This window comes from Bacillus sp. LR--39 (genome assembly GCF_053613335.1).
The window spans coordinates 718,438-734,693 of the sequence record NZ_JBSIOT010000001.1; the positions used below are offsets into that span (position 1 = coordinate 718,438).

The window sequence follows — 16,256 nt, forward strand, 5'->3', positions numbered from 1 at the left end:
CCTGAAAATTTTCTAAAGATGTCATATTGAAATAGGACAACGTCATACACATATAGTGTCCTGTATTTGATTGGAGAATGGTGAATGAAAAATGATAAGGATAGGAAGTCCGGGAGGGGATCACTTGGAAAAGGTCGATATTTTCAAGGATATCGCTGAACGAACAGGGGGCGATATATACTTAGGAGTCGTTGGCGCTGTCCGTACAGGGAAATCTACATTCATTAAAAAATTTATGGAGCTCGTGGTGCTCCCGAATATCAGCAATGAGGCCGATCGAGCGCGGGCGCAGGATGAGCTTCCGCAAAGCGCAGCAGGAAAAACGATAATGACCACAGAACCAAAATTTGTCCCGAATCAAGCCATGTCCGTTCATGTCGCAGAAGGACTTGATGTCAACATCCGTCTTGTGGATTGTGTGGGATATACGGTTCCCGGGGCGAAGGGATATGAGGATGAAAACGGACCGAGAATGATCAATACACCTTGGTACGAAGAACCGATTCCCTTTCATGAGGCAGCGGAAATCGGTACGAGAAAAGTCATCCAGGAACACTCCACAATCGGGGTCGTCATTACGACAGACGGCTCAATCGGCGATATCGCGCGGGGCGATTACGTGGAAGCGGAAGAAAGAGTCATCGACGAGCTGAAGGAAGTCGGCAAACCGTTTATTATGGTCATCAACTCGGTAAAACCGTACCACCCGGAAACAGAAGCGCTCAGAGCTGAATTAAGCGCGAAATATGATATTCCCGTCCTGGCCATGAGTGTTGAAAGCATGCGGGAAACAGATGTGTTAAGCGTCCTCAGAGAAGCGCTTTACGAGTTCCCTGTGCTGGAAGTCAATGTCAACCTTCCGAGCTGGGTCATGGTGCTGAAAGAAAATCACTGGCTCAGAGAGAGCTACCAGGAATCAGTGAAAGAAACCGTAAAAGATATTAAACGCCTGCGCGATGTCGACCGGGTTGTCGGCCACTTCAGTGAATTTGAGTTTATTGAAAGCGCCGGTCTGGCCGGAATCGAACTTGGCCAGGGTGTCGCAGAAATTGATTTGTATGCGCCGGATCATTTATATGACCAGATTTTAAAAGAAGTTGTCGGTGTTGAAATCCGCGGGAAAGACCACCTGCTTGAATTAATGCAGGACTTCGCCCACGCGAAAAAAGAATATGATCAGGTATCAGATGCGCTGAAAATGGTGAAACAGACCGGCTACGGCATTGCCGCCCCGGCCTTAGCCGATATGAGCCTTGATGAACCGGAAATCATCAGACAGGGATCAAGGTTCGGAGTAAGGCTCAAAGCGGTCGCTCCGTCCATTCATATGATCAAAGTGGATGTGGAAAGTGAATTCGCGCCGATCATCGGGACGGAAAAACAAAGTGAAGAACTTGTCCGCTACTTAATGCAGGACTTTGAAGATGATCCGCTTTCTATCTGGAACTCCGATATTTTCGGCAGATCATTGAGCTCTATCGTAAGAGAAGGAATCTCCGCAAAACTGTCACTCATGCCGGAAAATGCGAGATATAAACTGAAAGAAACGCTGGAGAGAATTATTAACGAAGGCTCAGGCGGCCTGATCGCCATTATTTTGTAAGCTGAAGGACCTCTTCCTGAAACGGGGGGTCTTTTTTTCTTCTTTTTAGATACTGGAAATCAATCAAGGATTAGGAGGAAAAAAGCAAAAAAAGGAATATTTGTTCGGTAAAACACGTGAAAACCTTGACGAGCAAGGGATTGAGGCTTTAAAATGCTTGATATGGCTTTTTATATGTGTTACTCTACATACAGAAAATCTTCACTTTGTTGGACAAACATTCCTCAAAGTGTCTGTTTTCTTTTGAAAAGCCGTTTACTTGTCTGTTCTTCCCTGCTTTGATTTTTTATCAGACAGGTTTAGAATCAGGCTGAACTGTGAAGAAATGATAATAAACTGCTGATTTGATACCCTTTTGGGAGGAGGTGAAAGGCATGAACAAGACAGAACTAATCAATGCGGTTGCTGAAGCAAGCGAATTGTCTAAAAAAGACGCTACAAAAGCAGTTGATTCTGTTTTTGATACGATTTTAGATGCACTTAAAAACGGTGATAAAATCCAACTGATCGGTTTCGGTAACTTTGAGGTGCGCGAGCGCTCTGCACGTAAAGGACGTAACCCGCAAACAGGTGAAGAAATCGAAATCCCTGCAAGCAAGGTACCTGCTTTCAAACCAGGTAAAGCTCTTAAAGACGCTGTTGCAGGAAAATAATTGTGAATATAGATCGTGTATGCATCTGATACATACACTTTGTTTCTTCACAGAAAAGCCCCTTGATAAAGGGGCTTTTCATATTTAAGCAGCCTCGGTCACCGGGCAGGACTTTCGTTTTGCTTTTGGCGCGGCAAATGTGCTAGAATCGAAATTAAATGTATTCAATGGTGGAGGACACAGACAATGAAAGAAGTTAATAAAGAACAGATTGAACAGGCGGTTCGCCAGATTTTAGAGGCGATTGGAGAAGACCCGGACCGGGAAGGGCTTTTAGATACGCCGAAACGCGTGGCAAAAATGTACGCGGAAGTATTCTCGGGATTAAATGAAGACCCGAAAGAACACTTTAAAACCGTTTTCGGAGAAGACCATGAGGAGCTTGTTCTTGTAAAAGATATCGCGTTTCATTCCATGTGTGAACATCACCTTGTTCCTTTTTACGGAAAAGCGCATATTGCCTACATTCCGCGCGGCGGCAAAGTGACGGGCCTGAGTAAATTGGCGCGGGCGGTGGAAGCCGTCTCAAAACGCCCGCAGCTGCAGGAGCGCATCACTTCAACGATTGCAGAAAGCATCGTAGAGACCTTAGATCCCCACGGCGTCATGGTTGTCGTCGAAGCTGAGCATATGTGCATGACGATGAGGGGCGTAAGAAAACCGGGCGCAAAAACAGTGACTTCCGCTGTAAGAGGTATTTTTAAAGATGACGCAGCGGCGCGTTCCGAAGTGTTAGAACATATTAAACGTGCGGATTAATAATGATAGAGGGTGCAGATATGAATTCAAAGCATTCAAGTGATTTTGTCGTCATTAAAGCGGTCGAGGACGGCGTGAACGTCATCGGTTTAACGAGAGGAACGGATACGAAATTTCACCATTCCGAAAAACTGGACAAAGGCGAAGTGATTATCGCTCAGTTTACTGAGCATACCTCTGCCATCAAAGTGAGAGGCAACGCCCTCATCCAGACCGCTTACGGAGAAATGAACAGCGAAAAAAAATAAGCCGGCTGTTTCCCGCTTTTGCCAAATGCCCGCAAACGGCGGGAGAATACAGCCAATTTCTTTTTTTTATGCTATAATGATACCTGCGTATAATAATGACGAGTAAATCTCATACATATTAGAATAAATGTGAATTTGGGGACAAGGGTGATATTTTTGCAAGACATCTACGGAACTTTAGCGAATCTAAATACGAAATTAAAACAAAAGCTGTCTCATCCTTATTTAGCGAAACATATTTCCGCGCCTAAAATCGATGAGGATAAGCTTCTTCTTTTTCACGCTTTGTTTGAAGAGGCGGACATTAAGAACAACGACAGAGAAAATTACATAGTAACTGCGATGCTTGTCCAAAGCGCCCTTGATACCCACGATGAAGTGACAACAGCCAGAGCGTTAAAGCGAGACGAAAATAAAAACCGGCAGCTCACCGTGCTTGCCGGCGACTATTTCAGCGGACTGTATTATTCGCTTTTATCTGAAATGAAGGATATCTATATGATTCGGACGCTCGCTACGGCAATTAAAGAAATCAATGAGCATAAAATCCGTCTGTACGATCGGTCTGTCAATGACTTGAATCAATTGATCGAAAGCATGGCGATTGTGGAAGCGGCCCTGTTTCACAGAGTGTCAGACCACTTTAATCTTCCGCGCTGGAAAGAGCTGGCGAGTGATTTTTTTGTATATAAGCGGCTGATGAACGGCAATGCTATATTTCTCGATGTCATCGGCAATATTGTAAAGTCAGGGAAATCAAAGGCTGACATAATGGAAGATAGCTTCCGAAAGGCAAAGCAAAGCATTGAAACGCTGCTGCCGCTCAATTCACCAATCCAAAACCTCATGCTGAACCGGCTTAAAGCGATCAGCCAGGACAAAACATATCATCAGAAAGTGGAAGAAGGGTAATCAACATGCAGGAGTCAAAAGAACAGCGCGTACACGGCGTGTTTGAAAAAATCTATAAAAATTATGACCAAATGAACTCTGTTATCAGTTTTCAGCAGCATAAAAAGTGGCGCGACAAAACGATGCAGATCATGAATGTAAAAGAAGGCGCAAAAGCGCTTGATGTCTGCTGCGGAACGGCTGACTGGACGATTGCCCTCGCAGAAGCGGCCGGAAAAAGCGGCGAAATCAAAGGACTGGATTTCAGCAAAAATATGCTGAGCATCGGTGAGAAAAAAGTGAAAGAGGGCGGTTACAGCCAAATTGAGCTTTTGCACGGAAATGCGATGGAGCTTCCTTTCGCTGATGATTCTTTTGATTTTGTCACCATCGGCTTCGGGCTGCGAAACGTTCCCGACTATCTGACCGTGCTGAAAGAAATGCGGCGGGTCGTCAAACCGGGCGGGCAGGTCGTATGTCTGGAAACATCCCAGCCGGAAATGTTCGGATTCAGACAGGCATATTTTCTTTATTTTAAATACATCATGCCTTTCTTCGGAAAAATGTTTGCGAAGAGCTATAAAGAATATTCTTGGCTTCAAGAATCGGCAAGAGAATTTCCCGGTATGAAAGAACTTGCGCGTCTGTTTGAAGAAGCGGGCCTGACGAATGTCAAATACCATTCGTTTACCGGCGGAGTGGCCGCTACGCATATCGGTTGGAAATGATGAATATACAGATGTTTGGGTGAATGATATGAAATTTAAAATGGCCTATTCTTTTTTAAATGACGATATTGATGTGATCGAAAGGGAGCTTGAGCAAACGGTGCGGTCAGACTATCCCTTGCTGAGTGAAGCCGGGCTCCACCTGCTCCAGGCGGGCGGCAAGCGGATCCGCCCTGTTTTCGTATTGCTTTCCGGCATGTTCGGCGACTATGACATTAATAAAATAAAATATGTTGCGGTGACGCTGGAAATGATTCATATGGCGTCCCTCGTGCATGACGACGTCATTGATGACGCCGAGCTGCGGAGGGGAAAACCGACCATCAAAGCCAAGTGGGACAACCGCATCGCCATGTATACCGGTGATTATATGCTTGCGGGCTCACTTGAGATGATGACGAGATTGGATGAGCCGAAAGCCCACCGGATCCTGTCCAAAACCATCGTAGAAGTATGCCTCGGAGAAATTGAACAGATCAGAGATAAATACAATATGGAGCAAAACCTCAGAACCTATTTGCGCCGCATCAAACGGAAAACGGCTCTTCTCATTGCCGTCAGCTGTCAGCTCGGCGCCATCGCTTCGGGAGCTGATGAGAAGATTCACAAGGCATTATATTGGTTCGGTTATTACGTGGGCATGTCCTATCAGATTATTGACGACATTCTTGATTTCACTTCAACGGAAGAGGAACTGGGAAAACCGGTCGGAGGGGATCTGCTGCAAGGAAATGTCACTCTGCCCGTTTTGTATGCACTCCGTCAGCCTGAATTGAAAAATCAGCTGAAATTAATTAACAGTGAAACAACACAGGAGCAGCTCGCCCCCATTATTGAAAATATTAAACGCACAGACGCGATTGAAAAATCAATGGCCGTCAGTGACAGGTACTTAAAAAAAGCGTTTGAAAAACTGAATACACTGCCGAGAGGACGTGCGCGCTCATCATTGGCCGCCATCGCCAAATATATCGGCAAACGGAAATTTTAAATTCCTTTTACGAACAAGATGTGAACATTCTCCGCCCTGGATTGATTAATTGTCAGAAAGATGTTACGATTTCGGTGTGCAACTTGAAAGCCTATACATAATGATGGGGTGGAGAATCTTATGGAAAAAACTTTTATCATGGTAAAACCGGACGGCGTACAGCGCCAGCTGATCGGAGAGATTTTATCCAGATTTGAGCGTAAGGGCTTACAATTGGCAGGAGCCAAGCTAATGCAAGTTTCAGAACAGATGGCTGAAAACCATTATGCTGAACATAAAGGGAAGCCGTTTTTCGGCGAGCTTGTGGAATTCATTACATCAGGGCCCGTATTTGCAATGGTATGGGAAGGGGAAAATGTAGTAGAGATCACAAGACAGCTGATCGGAAAAACGAACCCGAAAGATGCACTGCCGGGCACAATCCGCGGTGACTACGGCATGTTTGTCGGCAAAAATATCATTCACGGTTCAGACTCCTTAGAAAGCGCTGAGAGGGAAATTCACATTTTCTTTAAACAGGAAGAGCTTGTACCGTATCAAAAATTAATGGCCGACTGGGTGTACTAAACCGTCAGCCTTTCTTTTTCTCGTATTATGAAAAGGTTTACATCATTTAAAAAAGACAGAGGCTGCGTTGCCCTGTCTTTTCGTTTCTCACAAATCAGCCCGCGGGCTGATTTTTTTATTGAAATCGTACAATTTCGACAGAAAACAGGCTATACTAGGACAAAAGACAGCGAGATTGGGAGAGAAGCAATGGAGCCTTACGAAACTTTTATCACCAAGTGGAAACAAATAACCGGCGTTGATTTATCTTTATACAAAGAAGCACAGATGAAAAGGCGGCTGACGTCCCTTTATGAAAAGAAGGGGTTCAGAGATTTTCAGGAATTTGCCGCCGCTTTGGAAAAGGACAAGCTTTTATTAAACGAAACATTAGACAGAATGACGATCAATGTTTCTGAATTTTACCGAAATTATAAACGGTGGGAAGTTCTTGAAACCTCAATTCTTCCGTTAATAAAGCATAACAAACCGTTAAAAATATGGAGTGCGGCCTGTTCAACGGGAGAGGAGCCCTATACTTTGGCTATGATTCTCAATCAGCAGACGGGACTGGCCGGATTTGATATATTGGCGACAGATATTGATGAAAAGGCGCTAAGCAAAGCCAAGCGGGGCATCTATCAGGAACGCTCGCTGCAAGAGGTGCCGGCTTCCGTGAAAAGCCGTTATTTCACCAAGCAGGCTGACAGCAGTTATCAAGTAAAACAAGAGATTCAGAACAACATCCGGTTTAAGCGGCACAACCTGCTTGCCGACAGCTATGAACAGGATTTTGATCTGATCGTCTGCCGCAACGTCTTTATTTATTTTACTGAAAAAGCAAAAGAAGAGCTGTATGTGAAAATGGCGGGCAGTCTGAAAAAGAACGGAATTCTGTTTGTCGGCAGTACAGAACAAATTTTCAGCCCGGAAAAATTCGGCCTTGAGAGCACTGATACATTTTTTTATCAAAAAAGATAGAAGACATTTAATGAAAACTTGTGGTATAGTTTTACTTAAAAGCGTTAATGCGATGAAGGGAGAAGAAAGAAATGAGATACTTAACAGCCGGAGAATCACACGGTCCGCAGCTGACGACAATTATAGAAGGTGTGCCTGCGGGGCTTTATATAACTGAAGAAGACATTAATTTTGAGCTTGCCAGACGTCAAAAAGGGCACGGCCGCGGACGCCGCATGCAGATTGAAACGGACAGAGCGAAGATCACAAGCGGCGTGCGGCATGCCCGGACACTCGGTTCACCCATCGCGCTCGTTGTAGAAAATAAAGATTGGACTCACTGGACAAAAATCATGGGCGCCGCACCGATTACAGAAGAAGAAGAAAGTGAAATGAAACGCCAGATTTCAAGACCGAGACCGGGACACGCGGATTTGAACGGTGCTATTAAGTATAATCACCGTGATATGAGAAATGTGTTAGAACGATCTTCCGCGCGTGAGACAACGGTTCGCGTGGCTGCCGGAGCCGTCGCTAAAAAGATTTTAGCGGAGCTTGGCATTAAAGTCGCCGGACATGTCCTGCAAATCGGCAGCGTAAAAGCAGAGAAAACCGATTACACATCCATTGAGGATCTCAAACGGGTAACGGAAGAATCACCGGTCAGATGCTACGATGAAGAAGCAGGCCGTCAAATGATGGCAGCCATTGATGAAGCGAAGGCAAACGGCGACTCGATCGGCGGAATCGTTGAAGTGATCGTCGAAGGCATGCCGGTCGGTGTCGGAAGCTATGTCCACTATGACCGTAAGCTGGACAGCAAGCTCGCTGCTGCCGTTCTGTCGATTAACGCGTTTAAAGGCGTAGAGTTCGGCATCGGTTTTGAAGCGGCCGGCAAAAACGGCAGTGAAGTTCATGATGAAATCGTATGGGATGAAGAGAAAGGCTATACACGCGCCACAAACAGGCTCGGAGGATTAGAAGGCGGTATGACGACGGGAATGCCGATTGTCGTCCGCGGCGTTATGAAACCGATCCCTACTTTGTACAAGCCGCTGAAAAGCGTCGACATTGAAACGAAAGAACCGTTTACAGCGAGCATTGAACGTTCAGACAGCTGCGCGGTTCCGGCAGCAAGCGTAGTGGCTGAAGCAGCAGTGGCCTGGGAAATCGCAAATGCAGTCGTCGAACAATTCGGGCTTGACCAGATCGACCGCATTAAAGAAAATGTTGAAAACATGAAAAAACTATCGAGGGAATTCTGATGAAAGAGCTTGAGGTTCGGACAGCTTCCTCCGCATATCCCGTGTATATCGGTGAAGGCATAAGGAAACAGGCTGCTGCCCTTTTGTCTTCACTGAACAGGCCGCTGACAAAGATCCTTCTCATCATCGATGCTGAAGTTGACCGGCTTTACGGTGATGAGATGTTCCGGCTTTTAAACGAAACATGGCCCGTGAAAAAAGTGATCGTTCCAAGAGGAGAAGAAGCGAAGTCTCTAAAAGAGTATGAACGGATTCAAACGGAAGCGATCGCTTTCCATATGGACCGCTCCTCATGTATGATCGCCTTCGGAGGCGGCGTGACGGGTGATTTGGCCGGCTTTTGCGCAGCAACTTTTATGCGCGGAATTGATTTCATTCAAATGCCGACGACACTGCTTGCCCATGACAGCGCGGTCGGCGGCAAGGTGGCCGTCAACCATAAACTCGGAAAGAACTTAATCGGCGCGTTTTATCAGCCGAAAGCGGTGATTTACGATACGGAGCTACTGAAAACCCTGCCGGAACAAGAGCTGAGATCGGGCATGGCTGAAGTGATCAAACACGCGTTTATCGCCGATCATGCTTTTTTAGAAAAACTTCTCACATTTGACACGTTGCAAGGACTGACAAGCGCTGAGCTGAATGAAATGATTTATAAAGGAATTTCAATCAAATCGGCCGTCGTGCGTGAGGACGAAAAGGAAGAGGGGATAAGAGCTTTTCTGAATTTCGGCCATACGCTCGGCCATGCCGTTGAGGCGGAATACGGCTACGGCCGGATTACACATGGAGATGCGGTCGCCCTCGGCATGCAGTTTGCCCTTTACGTGAGTGAACAGGTTGCGGGTTGCAAGATGAACAGGAAAGAACTCACACAATGGCTGATTGGGCTCGGCTACCCGGGAAGCATCAGACAAGATATTGAAACGCCGGTTCTCTCCGCCCGGATGATGAATGATAAAAAAACGCGCGGAGGCATGACACAGTTCATCGTGTTAAAAGAATTAGGCGAAGCGCGGGACTGCATGCTTTCAAAAGATGAGCTCGAAAAATTGCTGAACAAATGGCGAATGGAGGAAACAGCATGATGATACGCGGCATTCGCGGAGCAACAACGGTGGAACAAGACACCGAACAAGAAATTTTAGAAAAAACACAGCAGCTGCTTGAAAAAATCATTGAACAAAATGGATGCAAGCCGGAAGACGTTGTACAGATCCTGTTATCCGCCACGCCTGATATCCATTCCGTATTTCCGGCAAAAGCGGTCCGCCGCCTTTCCGGGTGGCAGTACGTCCCGGTGACGTGCATGCAGGAAATGGATGTCACCGGCGCTCTGCAAAAGTGTATCCGTGTCCTGATGACGGTTCAGACGGATACGCCTCAGGATGAAATCAAGCATGTCTATTTAGAAAAAGCCGTTGTGTTAAGGCCGGATTTATCATTGACAAAAAATACTGACATGTAATACGATAAACAAAGCTTAGAAATACACAAGAGTGTGTATAGAGCTGGTAAGTAAGATATTGAACAGTTGAGTTTAGAATAGGGTAGCAGAGAATGAGTTTAGCTGAGCTGAGATAAACACGTTTTTATTCTGCCCAAAAGAAGCCTTTCTTTTGGGTTTATTTCTTATACGCAAGACTCCTCTCACTCTTCATCTCATTCTCCTTACCGTAAGGAGGAGAATCATGAATTTACAATCGGATGTTTCTTTATTTTTAAAGGACAGTCTGACACACCGCACCATTCCAATCGCAGAGACTTTTACGGTCGACACGATCACACCCATTCAGATGGTTGAAAAACTGGACAGAAACATTACGTATCTTTTAGAAAGCAAGGATGAGTCGTCAAGCTGGTCGAGATACTCTTTTATCGGCCTCGATCCTTTTATCACGATTAAAGAGAGTCATAACACATTCACTGCCGCTGATCCAAACGGGCATACGCTGTTTGAAGCCGGAGAATTAAAAGCCGTGCTTGACTGGATGAATGAGAGCTTCCGCATTAAAACACCAGAGCTTGATATCCCATTTGCGGGAGGGGCGGTCGGTTATCTGAGCTATGACATGATTCCTTTGATTGAGCCTTCCGTGCCAAGCCACGCGAAAGTAACAGATTTCGAAAAATGCATGCTGTTTGTCTGCCGGAAAATCATCGCGTACGACCACGAAACGAAACAAGTGCATTTCATTCAGTATGCGGAGCTTAACGGCCGGGAGACGGAGGAAGAAAAGCGGGCCGTTTTTAAAGAAAATTGCGCGGAGCTTCGTAAGCTTATCGGTATTTTGACAGAATCGAAAGATATGAAAGAGCCGTTTTTTTCTAAAGAAACGTTTGACACGCCAAGTTTTGCCGATGTGACATCCAATTATACAAAAGAAGAGTTTATGGCCGGTGTTAATAAACTGAAAGAATATATAAAAGCGGGAGACATTTTTCAAGGGGTGCTTTCGCAAAAGTTTGACATTCCGGTATCCAGGCATTCATTTGAGCTGTACAGGGTGCTTCGCATCATCAATCCTTCACCCTATATGTACTATATCAAACTGCCTGACAGAGACATTGTCGGGAGTTCGCCTGAACGTCTGATCCGCGTGCATGAAAGGCATCTGGAAATTCATCCGATTGCCGGAACGAGAAGAAGGGGCGCCGGAAACGAAGAGGACGAACGCCTGAAAAAAGAGCTGATGAATGACGAAAAAGAAAAAGCTGAACATTACATGCTCGTCGATCTTGCGCGCAATGACATCGGCAGAGTTGCGGAGTACGGTTCCGTAGCCGTTCCGGAATTCACAAAGGTCGTTTCTTTTTCACATGTGATGCACATCATCTCTGTTGTAACCGGCCGTTTAAAGCAGGGCATCCATCCCGTTGACGCGCTGATGTCGGCATTCCCGGCAGGAACACTCACGGGCGCTCCGAAAATCCGCGCGATGCAGCTTTTAAATGAATTAGAACCGACTTCCAGAGAAACCTACGGCGGATGTATCGCTTATATCGGATTTGACGGGTCAATTGATTCGTGTATTACCATCCGCACTATGAGTGTCAAAAACGGTACGGCGTCGGTGCAGGCGGGCGCGGGAATAGTCGCCGATTCCGTCCCGGAAGCCGAATATGAAGAGAGCTGTAACAAAGCGGGGGCGCTTTTAAAAACGATTCAAATCGCAGAAGACATCTTTTCTGGCGGGGAGGAGAAGACGGATGAACAAATTTCTGCAATCGTGCGTTAATGGCCGTACGCTGAAAACCGGAGAAGCCGAAAAGCTGATGGAAATGATGATGAACGGGGACATGTCGCAGTCTGAGATCGGCGGGATTTTATCGGTATTAGCCCACCGAGGTGAAACGGCGGAGGAGCTTGCCGGATTTGTAAAAGTGATGCGGGCGCGGGCACAGACATCAGGTGGCTTGGCGGATGTCGTTGATACGTGCGGAACAGGCGGAGACGGGGTTTCTACGTTTAACATATCCACGGCAGCGGCAATTACAGCTTCTGCCGCCGGAGCTAAAGTTGCCAAGCACGGAAATCGCTCCGTTTCGTCTAAAAGCGGCAGCGCGGATGTGCTGGAAAAGCTGGGGGTTTCCATTCAAGCCACTCCAGACAGCGTCAAACGCAGCATTGAAATGAAACAAATGGGGTTTTTGTTTGCGCCGCTGTTTCATTCGTCAATGAAGCACGTCGCCGCCGCAAGAAAAGAGCTTGGCTTCCGAACCGTATTTAATCTGCTGGGCCCGCTCAGCAACCCGCTGCAGGTGAAGCGGCAGGTGATCGGCGTCTATTCATTTGATAAAGCGCGCCTGATGGCAAGCGCTCTGGAACAATTTGATGTCAGACACGTCATGCTTGTGTCGGCCCGTGACGGATTAGATGAATTGTCCATCTCAGCACCGACCGATATCATTGAACTGAAAAACGGTGAACGTCTGGAATATTCCGTTTCACCTGAACAATTCGGTTTTACAGAAGGTTCACTAAAGGATATTCAAGTGAGTTCATCGGAAGAAAGCGCGCTCCTCATTCAGAATATTTTTGCAAATAAAGCTCCGTCATCCGCTCTGCATATTACCGCCTTAAATGCGGGCGCGGCCATTTATACGGCAGGTCTTGCAAACGATCTGAAAGAAGGAACGAAAACCGCCATAGAAGCGATTCAAAACGGAGATGCCCAAAGGCAGCTCGAACGTCTGAAACAGAAAGAGGAAGAAATGTATGCTTGATCAAATCATTCAGCAGAAAAAAGAAGAAATCAAATCCATCGTGCTGCCGGAAACCTGTCAAATTGAACGGAGATCCTTTAAAAAAGCGCTCCTGAACCCGAACCGTTTTATCGGGCTGATTGCCGAAGTGAAAAAAGCTTCGCCGTCTAAAGGATTGATTAAAGAGCATTTTGTTCCGGAAACGATTGCGGCGGATTATGAAGCGGCTAAAGCCGACGCCCTTTCGGTTCTCACGGATACCCGTTTTTTTCAGGGGAGAAATCAATTTCTGACAGATGTTAAACAAACCGTGTCTCTTCCCGTGCTGAGAAAAGATTTTATTATTGATTCCCTTCAGGTGGAGGAATCGTTCAGGATCGGCGCCGATGCCATTCTGCTGATCGGGGAAGCGCTGGAACCTTCAGAGCTTCATGAGCTTTATCTGGAAGCCCGCGAGAAGGGCATGGACGTTCTCGTTGAAATCCATGATGAAACTGTGCTTGAACGGATTTTACAAGTGTTTCAGCCGGACATTCTCGGCATAAACAACCGGGACTTAAAAACGTTCCGTACTTCTGTTTCGCAAACGGAAAAAATAGCGCAGCTTGTACCGGACGGCTGCCTGCTGGTCAGTGAAAGCGGCATCGGTTCTTTGGCTGACCTGCAATTCGTCAACAAGCACGGGGCGCAGGCTGTATTGGTCGGAGAATCCTTAATGAGAGAGGATTCGCAGCAAAAGGCGATCCGCGGACTGTTCGGGGAGTGACGACATGAAAAAGCCTGAGTTAAAGTACTGCGGAATACGATCGAAGCATGATTATGAACTTGCGGCAGCTTCAGAAGCGGATTATCTGGGATTTATTTTTGCCGCAAGCAAACGGAGAGTAACGCCGGATGAGGTCCGGAAATGGAAAGAGCAGGTCCGGACAGACAAGAAACATGTCGGAGTATTTGTAAATGAAACGATAGAAAACATCGTGCAAATCGCCTCTGATCTGGCACTTGACGCCATCCAGCTTCACGGTGATGAATCGCCTGAGCATGCCCGCCGCCTCCGTCCGCTTGTGCGCTCGGAGATATGGAAAGCGCTCCATCACGGGGAAGGGACGCTTCGTCAGATGGCTCAATTTGCACCTGCTGTCGACGGCTATGTCATTGACTCTTCAGTAAAAGGAATGAGAGGCGGCACGGGAATCGCGTTTTCATGGGCCCGTGTCCCCTTGTACCGAAAGCAGGCTCAAAATGCAAACAAGCGCTGTTTTATCGCGGGCGGCGTTAATCCTGGAACGATTACAGGCTTACTGAGATCGCGTCCGTGCGGTATAGATCTTGCCAGCGGAATTGAAAAAAACGGACAAAAGGATCAAACACTGATCCGGCTTTTAGAAGAAAGGATGAATCACTATGTATCCATATCCAAATGAAATCGGAAGATACGGCGAATTCGGCGGCAAATTTGTCCCTGAAACATTGATGCGGCCCCTTGAGGAAATCGAAACGGCTTTCACAGAATTAAAGAATGATCCTGTTTTCCATGCCGAATATAAAAAACTATTGTTTGATTACTCCGGAAGACCGACCGCATTAACGTTCGCAGACAGGGTGTCAGAGTATTTGGGAGGGGCGAAAATCTATCTGAAAAGAGAAGATTTAAACCATACCGGCTCCCATAAAATTAACAACGCGTTAGGCCAGATTCTGCTTGCCAAAAAGATGGGCAAAACGAAAATCATCGCCGAAACCGGTGCGGGACAGCACGGTGTGGCTGCCGCGACAGCCGCCGCAAAATTCGGTTTTAAGTGTACAGTTTTTATGGGTGAAGAAGACGTTGCGCGCCAGTCGCTGAACGTATTCCGGATGAAACTGCTCGGCGCGGAAGTGGTGCCGGTCACAAGCGGAAACGGCACGCTGAAAGATGCGACGAATGAGGCAATCAGGTATTGGGTCCAGCATTGTGAAGATCATTTCTATCTTATCGGTTCTGTAGTGGGTCCGCACCCATATCCGTATATCGTTCGCGAATTTCAGAAAATCATCGGCGAGGAAGCGAAAGAACAGCTTCGCCGGGTTGAAGGAACGCTCCCGGATATGGTTGTTGCATGTGTCGGCGGCGGAAGCAATGCGATGGGCATTTTTCAGGCCTTTTTAGACGAAGATACTGAGCTGATCGGCGCCGAGGCTGCCGGAAAAGGAATTGATACACCGCTGCATGCGGCAACGATCGCAAAAGGGACGCTCGGGGTGATTCACGGTTCAATGACCTATTTAATACAAGATGAATACGGGCAGATTATCGAACCGTATTCCATTTCAGCAGGCCTTGATTACCCGGGGATCGGCCCTGAGCACGCCTATCTGCATAAAAGCGGCCGTGTAACGTACGAAAGCGTGACAGACGATGAAGCGATTGCCGCGTTACGTCTGCTTTCTGAAACAGAAGGTATTCTTCCGGCTATTGAATCTGCCCACGCTCTGGCAAAAGCGTTTGAAATGGCAAAAGACATGGATAAAGACAAAATCATTCTCGTCAGTTTGTCGGGAAGAGGAGATAAAGATGTTCATACGCTGATGAATGTTTTGGAAAACGGGGTGGAGACACATGTTTAATCTGCGAGATTCTGAAAAATTATTTATCCCTTTTATTACAGCTGGCGATCCGCTTCCTGACATTTCTGTTGAGCTGGCAATATCATTGCAGAATGCAGGCGCTTCTGCCCTTGAAATCGGCGTTCCTTACACAGATCCGCTTGCGGACGGACCCGTCATACAACGGGCTTCAAAACGGGCTCTGGAAAACGGAATGAATATCGTAAAAACCATTGAACTTGGCGGCAAAATGAAAAAAAACGGCGTTCATATTCCAATTATCCTCTTTACGTATTATAATCCTGTGTTACAATTAGAAAAAGAATACTTTTTCGCTTTACTGCGGGAAAACGACATAGACGGTCTGCTTGTACCCGACCTTCCATTAGAGGAAAGCGCCCTTTTGCAAATGACATGCAAAAAGGAGAACATCGCTTATATCTCACTGGTTGCGCCGACAAGTGAAGACCGTTTGAAAATAATTACTGAACAGGCCAGCGGCTTTGTGTATTGTGTATCCTCTTTAGGAGTGACGGGCGTACGCAGCGAATTCGATCCGTCTGTATACTCTTTCATACGTAAGGTGAAAGAATTCAGCTCTGTTCCGGTGGCGGTCGGTTTTGGCATTTCAAACCGCAAACAGGTTGACGGGATGAATGAAATATCTGACGGTGTCGTTGTCGGCAGCGCGCTTGTCAAAAAAGTTGAAGAGCTTAAAACAAAGCTTGTGAATCCCGGAACAAGAGCTGATGCGCTTCTTGAATTTGAAGAATACGCAAAGACGTTCGGACGACTGTACAGTGTAAAATGAGGTGACTGG

18 protein-coding genes are annotated in these 16,256 nt (G+C 46.6%); all 18 read left to right on the forward strand.

Annotation, left to right across the window (positions count from 1 at the left end):
* Positions 1-124: 124 nt before the first annotated feature.
* Positions 125-1,603, forward strand: a complete 1,479-nt coding sequence (gene spoIVA, locus ACWHAR_RS03720; RefSeq protein ID WP_007409454.1) for a stage IV sporulation protein A — start codon at positions 125-127, stop codon at positions 1,601-1,603.
* 374 nt (positions 1,604-1,977) lie between these two features.
* On the forward strand, positions 1,978-2,256 hold the full coding sequence (gene hbs, locus ACWHAR_RS03725) for a non-specific DNA-binding protein Hbs (RefSeq protein WP_003153447.1): 279 nt from the start codon (positions 1,978-1,980) through the stop codon (positions 2,254-2,256).
* Between the two features lie 186 nt (positions 2,257-2,442).
* The gene (gene folE / locus ACWHAR_RS03730; protein WP_003153448.1) at positions 2,443-3,015 is read left to right on the forward strand and encodes a GTP cyclohydrolase I FolE; all 573 of its coding nucleotides are present in this window, start codon (positions 2,443-2,445) and stop codon (positions 3,013-3,015) included.
* 20 nt (positions 3,016-3,035) lie between these two features.
* A complete protein-coding gene (mtrB, locus tag ACWHAR_RS03735; protein ID WP_003153449.1) occupies positions 3,036-3,263 on the forward strand; it encodes a trp RNA-binding attenuation protein MtrB in 228 nt (75 codons plus the stop codon).
* Between the two features lie 156 nt (positions 3,264-3,419).
* Positions 3,420-4,175 (forward strand): heptaprenyl diphosphate synthase component 1, encoded by a 756-nt coding sequence (hepS, locus tag ACWHAR_RS03740; RefSeq protein ID WP_007409455.1) that lies wholly within the window; start codon positions 3,420-3,422, stop codon positions 4,173-4,175.
* A gap of 5 nt (positions 4,176-4,180) precedes the next feature.
* Positions 4,181-4,882: a demethylmenaquinone methyltransferase gene (gene menG / locus ACWHAR_RS03745; RefSeq protein WP_003153453.1), complete on the forward strand. Its 702-nt coding sequence runs from the start codon at positions 4,181-4,183 to the stop codon at positions 4,880-4,882.
* A 28-nt stretch (positions 4,883-4,910) separates the two neighbouring features.
* Positions 4,911-5,873: a heptaprenyl diphosphate synthase component II gene (gene hepT, locus ACWHAR_RS03750; RefSeq protein ID WP_003153454.1), complete on the forward strand. Its 963-nt coding sequence runs from the start codon at positions 4,911-4,913 to the stop codon at positions 5,871-5,873.
* A 120-nt stretch (positions 5,874-5,993) separates the two neighbouring features.
* On the forward strand, positions 5,994-6,440 hold the full coding sequence (ndk, locus tag ACWHAR_RS03755; protein ID WP_007409456.1) for a nucleoside-diphosphate kinase: 447 nt from the start codon (positions 5,994-5,996) through the stop codon (positions 6,438-6,440).
* 189 nt (positions 6,441-6,629) lie between these two features.
* Positions 6,630-7,400: a protein-glutamate O-methyltransferase gene (locus ACWHAR_RS03760; protein WP_032873251.1), complete on the forward strand. Its 771-nt coding sequence runs from the start codon at positions 6,630-6,632 to the stop codon at positions 7,398-7,400.
* A gap of 71 nt (positions 7,401-7,471) precedes the next feature.
* Positions 7,472-8,644 (forward strand): chorismate synthase, encoded by a 1,173-nt coding sequence (gene aroC / locus ACWHAR_RS03765; protein ID WP_003153459.1) that lies wholly within the window; start codon positions 7,472-7,474, stop codon positions 8,642-8,644.
* Positions 8,644-9,732 (forward strand): 3-dehydroquinate synthase, encoded by a 1,089-nt coding sequence (aroB, locus tag ACWHAR_RS03770; protein WP_032873252.1) that lies wholly within the window; start codon positions 8,644-8,646, stop codon positions 9,730-9,732. The genes aroC and aroB overlap by 1 nt, the downstream gene beginning before the upstream one ends.
* Entirely contained in the window at positions 9,729-10,112 is a 384-nt protein-coding gene (gene aroH / locus ACWHAR_RS03775) for a chorismate mutase (protein ID WP_003153463.1), read from the forward strand. The genes aroB and aroH overlap by 4 nt, the downstream gene beginning before the upstream one ends.
* A 223-nt stretch (positions 10,113-10,335) precedes the next feature.
* The gene (trpE, locus tag ACWHAR_RS03780) at positions 10,336-11,883 is read left to right on the forward strand and encodes an anthranilate synthase component I (protein WP_032873253.1); all 1,548 of its coding nucleotides are present in this window, start codon (positions 10,336-10,338) and stop codon (positions 11,881-11,883) included.
* Positions 11,855-12,871: an anthranilate phosphoribosyltransferase gene (trpD, locus tag ACWHAR_RS03785; protein ID WP_032873254.1), complete on the forward strand. Its 1,017-nt coding sequence runs from the start codon at positions 11,855-11,857 to the stop codon at positions 12,869-12,871. The genes trpE and trpD overlap by 29 nt, the downstream gene beginning before the upstream one ends.
* Positions 12,864-13,616: an indole-3-glycerol phosphate synthase TrpC gene (trpC, locus tag ACWHAR_RS03790; protein WP_014418257.1), complete on the forward strand. Its 753-nt coding sequence runs from the start codon at positions 12,864-12,866 to the stop codon at positions 13,614-13,616. Before trpD ends, trpC begins: the two co-directional genes overlap by 8 nt.
* Positions 13,617-13,620: 4 nt before the next feature.
* Entirely contained in the window at positions 13,621-14,274 is a 654-nt protein-coding gene (locus ACWHAR_RS03795) for a phosphoribosylanthranilate isomerase (protein ID WP_032873255.1), read from the forward strand.
* Positions 14,255-15,457: a tryptophan synthase subunit beta gene (gene trpB, locus ACWHAR_RS03800; protein WP_032873256.1), complete on the forward strand. Its 1,203-nt coding sequence runs from the start codon at positions 14,255-14,257 to the stop codon at positions 15,455-15,457. Before ACWHAR_RS03795 ends, trpB begins: the two co-directional genes overlap by 20 nt.
* Positions 15,450-16,247 (forward strand): tryptophan synthase subunit alpha, encoded by a 798-nt coding sequence (gene trpA, locus ACWHAR_RS03805; protein WP_032873257.1) that lies wholly within the window; start codon positions 15,450-15,452, stop codon positions 16,245-16,247. The genes trpB and trpA overlap by 8 nt, the downstream gene beginning before the upstream one ends.
* Positions 16,248-16,256: the final 9 nt, after the last annotated feature.

Excerpts from the sequence above, each read along its gene's own strand:
- hbs (WP_003153447.1), top strand. The coding sequence starts at position 1,978 with ATGAACAAGACAGAACTAATCAATGCGGTTGCTGAAGCAAGCGAATTG.
- folE (WP_003153448.1), top strand. The coding sequence starts at position 2,443 with ATGAAAGAAGTTAATAAAGAACAGATTGAACAGGCGGTTCGCCAGATT.
- mtrB (WP_003153449.1), top strand. The coding sequence starts at position 3,036 with ATGAATTCAAAGCATTCAAGTGATTTTGTCGTCATTAAAGCGGTCGAG.
- menG (WP_003153453.1), top strand. The coding sequence starts at position 4,181 with ATGCAGGAGTCAAAAGAACAGCGCGTACACGGCGTGTTTGAAAAAATC.
- hepT (WP_003153454.1), top strand. The coding sequence starts at position 4,911 with ATGAAATTTAAAATGGCCTATTCTTTTTTAAATGACGATATTGATGTG.
- ndk (WP_007409456.1), top strand. The coding sequence starts at position 5,994 with ATGGAAAAAACTTTTATCATGGTAAAACCGGACGGCGTACAGCGCCAG.
- ACWHAR_RS03760 (WP_032873251.1), top strand. The coding sequence starts at position 6,630 with ATGGAGCCTTACGAAACTTTTATCACCAAGTGGAAACAAATAACCGGC.
- aroC (WP_003153459.1), top strand. The coding sequence starts at position 7,472 with ATGAGATACTTAACAGCCGGAGAATCACACGGTCCGCAGCTGACGACA.
- aroB (WP_032873252.1), top strand. The coding sequence starts at position 8,644 with ATGAAAGAGCTTGAGGTTCGGACAGCTTCCTCCGCATATCCCGTGTAT.
- aroH (WP_003153463.1), top strand. The coding sequence starts at position 9,729 with ATGATGATACGCGGCATTCGCGGAGCAACAACGGTGGAACAAGACACC.
- trpE (WP_032873253.1), top strand. The coding sequence starts at position 10,336 with ATGAATTTACAATCGGATGTTTCTTTATTTTTAAAGGACAGTCTGACA.
- trpD (WP_032873254.1), top strand. The coding sequence starts at position 11,855 with ATGAACAAATTTCTGCAATCGTGCGTTAATGGCCGTACGCTGAAAACC.
- trpC (WP_014418257.1), top strand. The coding sequence starts at position 12,864 with ATGCTTGATCAAATCATTCAGCAGAAAAAAGAAGAAATCAAATCCATC.
- ACWHAR_RS03795 (WP_032873255.1), top strand. The coding sequence starts at position 13,621 with ATGAAAAAGCCTGAGTTAAAGTACTGCGGAATACGATCGAAGCATGAT.
- trpB (WP_032873256.1), top strand. The coding sequence starts at position 14,255 with ATGTATCCATATCCAAATGAAATCGGAAGATACGGCGAATTCGGCGGC.
- trpA (WP_032873257.1), top strand. The coding sequence starts at position 15,450 with ATGTTTAATCTGCGAGATTCTGAAAAATTATTTATCCCTTTTATTACA.